This is a genomic window from Butyricicoccus sp. AF35-5AC (assembly GCF_003477715.1).
Classification (GTDB): Bacteria; Bacillota; Clostridia; order Oscillospirales; family Butyricicoccaceae; genus Agathobaculum; species Agathobaculum butyriciproducens.
Map to the genome: position 1 here is coordinate 606 of NZ_QUDX01000042.1, position 374 is coordinate 979.

Here is a 374-nt window from a genome sequence, read left to right on the forward strand (position 1 = left end):
TTAGAATGTTAATGCGTAGCTGAGAGCTGCTATTTTAACAGGGGATATAGGTCACGCTGGAGGTAGAAGACCACCAGTAAATTGCCAAGGAAGATGTGAAAAATTTCCCCACATTTGTAGTGCCTGCGGGCTGGCTGGTTTGCGCCCCATCCAACTTGTACCAAGTAGATCCAGCCTCTCCACCGCTGTTTGCGTTGTAGCAACTGATTAGATATCCCATGCCATTGCGGATGGTACGGTTCTCCCAACCGTTTCCGTTGCCCTTTGTCACGGTTTTTTTCAAAGGGCTGGAGGCAAGGGCGTTCTTTGCTGTTGCAGAGTTCGTGATAGCTGTGCGGGCCGTGCTGGACGCTGCAATCGCCGCCATAGCGGTC

The 374-nt window shown here is 51.6% G+C and carries 1 protein-coding gene; it reads right to left on the reverse strand.

The features are described 5' to 3' along the window. Window positions 1-34: 34 nt before the first annotated feature. The coding region (locus DWZ82_RS15490) for a hypothetical protein (RefSeq protein ID WP_207663676.1) at window positions 35-374 on the reverse strand (340 nt) is incomplete at its 5' end.